Here is a 2,637-nt window from a genome sequence, read left to right on the forward strand (position 1 = left end):
CGCCGCGCGAACCCGAGCCCGAGCCGCCGCCGTACGAACCGCCGCGCGAACCCGAACCGGAACCCGAGCCGCCACCGTACGAGCCGCCGCCGTACGAACCGCCGCGCGAACCCGAACCGGAACCCGAGCCGCCACCGTACGAGCCACCGCCGCGCGAACCCGAGCCCGAGCCCGAACCGCCGCGACCGCCGCCGCTGCCGCCGCCGTAGGAGCCGCCCCGACCCCCGCCCTGTCCGCCGCGACCGCTACCGCCGCCGCTGCCGTTCCTGCCGTTGCCACTGCTACGCATCAAAGTGTCCGTACGTCGTTCCGTCTGGGATGTGCGGTCGTCTCGGCCGACCTCACCTCCCCCTACCGATCAGGCGTTGCCCGATCGGCCTCGCCACTGCCGTCCGCGGCCTGCGCGGCAGCGGCGGAGACCGCCTCCGCGATCATCGTGCCCTCCAGGGACTCCGCTTCCACGTCGTCGACCTCGGGCAGGAAGGGAGCGAGCTCCGGCAGCTCGTCCAAGCCGCGGAGCCCCATCCGTTCCAGGAAGTAGTTCGTCGTCCGATACAGGATCGCACCTGTTTCGGGCTCGGATCCGGCCTCTTCCGCCAGTCCTCGCTGTACCAGGGTACGCATCACGCCGTCACAGTTCACACCGCGGACGGCGGAAACCCGTGATCTGGACACCGGCTGCCGGTAGGCGACCACCGCCAGGGTCTCCAGCGCGGCCTGGCTGAGCCGGGCCTGCTGGCCGTCCAGCAGGAAGCGGTCGACCGCCTCTGCGCAGGTCTCCCGGCTGTAGAACCGCCAGCCGCCGGCCACCAGCCGCAGGTCGAAGCCGCGCTCCTGGGCGGTGTACTCGGCGGCCAGGCCGCGCAGCGCAGCGCCCACCTCGGCCCGCGACCTTTCCAGCACCCCGGCCAGCCGCTCCTCGCCGACCGGCTCGTCGACGACCATCAGGATCGCCTCCAGCTCGGCCCGCAGCCCCGGCCCGACCGCTCCGGGCCCCAGCGGATCCGTTCCGACCGCCTCCGCGCCGGTCGGCTCCGCGCCGGTCGACTCCGTTCCAGTCGACTCCGTCGCACCGGAAGTCGACGGGCCCGACTTCTGGTGCACCACCCGGGGCCCGCCGTCCCCCGACTCCGCGGCGGCACCCGGCGGCGCCACCGGGGCTTCCTGAGCTGCCTGCGCCACCGGAGCCGCCACCGGCTCCGGCAGCAGCTCGAAGGCCGGCTCCAGCCACTCCTCCGCCCGCGGCTGCCCCGGCAGCCCGAGCGGGCGCCGCACCGGCCTCCCGACGCCCTTCCCGACGCCCTCGCCACCACTCATCGCCGCCCGTCCTCCTCCTCGGCCCGCTCCGCACCGTCGGCGGGCCGGTCGAACTCGTCCGTCACCTCGACCGGCCCCCGGCCCTCCTCGGCCACCCAGCGCACCCGCAGCTCCCCGAGCGCCTCCGGCTGCTCGAAGTCCAGCGCCCGCTCCCGGTACAGCTCCAACAGCGCCAGGAACCGGGCGACCACCACCAGGGTGTCCGGCGCGTCCGCGACCAGCTGCTGGAAGGAGGCCTCGCCGAGCTCGGTGAGCAGCCCGACCACCAGCGCGGCCTGCTCGCGCACGCTGACCGGCGGGGCGTGGATGTGGTCCACGTACACCACCGGCTCGGGCTTGGGCTCCATCGCCTTGGCCGCCAGCTGGGCGAGCCGCTCCGCGCCGACGGTGATGACCACCTCGGGCAGCAGCTCCGCGTGCCGGGGCTCCAGCCCGACGGCCCGGGGGCGGCGCAGCAGCTCGGCCGCCCAGCGCTCGCCGAACAGCGCGGCCGCCCGCTTGTACGCCCGGTACTGCAACAGCCGTGCGAACAGCAGGTCACGCGCCTCCAGCAGGGCGAGGTCCGCCTCGTCCTCGACCTCGGCCAGCGGCAGTAGCCGGGCGGCCTTGAGGTCGAGCAGGGTGGCGGCCACCACCAGGAACTCGGTCGCCGCGTCCAGGTCCCAGTCCGGGCCCATCGCCCGGATGTGCGCCAGGAACTCGTCCGTCACGGTGGCCAGGGCCACCTCGGTGACGTCCAGCTTGTGCTTGGCGATCAGGCCGAGCAGCAGGTCGAAGGGGCCCTCGAAGTTGTCCAGCCGTACCCGGAAGCCGCCCCGGGGCTCCTCCTCGGTGGCCTTCACGGCGGTGGCGTTCACGGCGCTGGCGGCTGGTTCGACGGTGCTCGGCATGGCGGTCCATCTTCACCCGCCCGCACCGGCCGTCCGGCCACGGGCCCGGCGACACGCCGCCGACCGGCCCGCCACGGACCCGCGGCACGCCGCCACCGGCGGCCGGGGCAGGCCGACGCACGGGCCCGGGAATCAGGCCCGGGAGGCGGGCCCTAGCGGCCGCGCAGCCGCCGGACCAGGATCGAGGCCTCGCCGCGCTGCTCCAGGTCCGCCAGGACGACCGCGATCGCCTCCCGGACGATCCGCCCGCGGTCCACGGCCAGGCCGTGCTCGCCGCGCAGCACCAGCCGGGTGTGCTCCAGGTCCATGAGCTCCTCGGCGGACACGTACACGGTGATCTTCTCGTCGTGCCGCTCGCGCCCGCTCGGGCGGCGCGGCGCGCGGCCGCGCGGCCGGGCGCGTCCGGCGGCGCCGGCCTGCTCCTCGGCGG

General features: G+C 75.4%; 3 protein-coding genes and 1 pseudogene. 1 reads left to right on the plus strand and 3 read right to left on the minus strand.

All coding sequences use genetic code 11. The annotated features are described in order from the left end of the window. On the plus strand, positions 1 to 209 hold a 209-nt coding region (locus ACFXPX_RS42845), incomplete at its 5' end, for a hypothetical protein (protein ID WP_380645016.1). 142 nt (positions 210 to 351) lie between these two features. On the opposite strand, the gene ACFXPX_RS42850 is transcribed toward ACFXPX_RS42845, so the two are convergent. From ACFXPX_RS42850 to ACFXPX_RS42860, 3 genes and pseudogenes are all read right to left on the minus strand, one after another. After that, a complete protein-coding gene (locus tag ACFXPX_RS42850) occupies positions 352 to 945 on the minus strand; it encodes an SMC-Scp complex subunit ScpB (RefSeq protein ID WP_380645018.1) in 594 nt (197 codons plus the stop codon). A 368-nt stretch (positions 946 to 1,313) separates the two neighbouring features. After that, entirely contained in the window at positions 1,314 to 2,207 is an 894-nt protein-coding gene (locus ACFXPX_RS42855) for a segregation and condensation protein A (RefSeq protein WP_380645017.1), read from the minus strand. 152 nt (positions 2,208 to 2,359) lie between these two features. Further along, positions 2,360 to 2,637: pseudogene (locus tag ACFXPX_RS42860) on the minus strand (hypothetical protein); the annotation flags it as partial.

It is taken from the genome of Kitasatospora sp. NPDC059146, assembly GCF_042786665.1.
Classification (GTDB): Bacteria; Actinomycetota; Actinomycetes; order Streptomycetales; family Streptomycetaceae; genus Kitasatospora.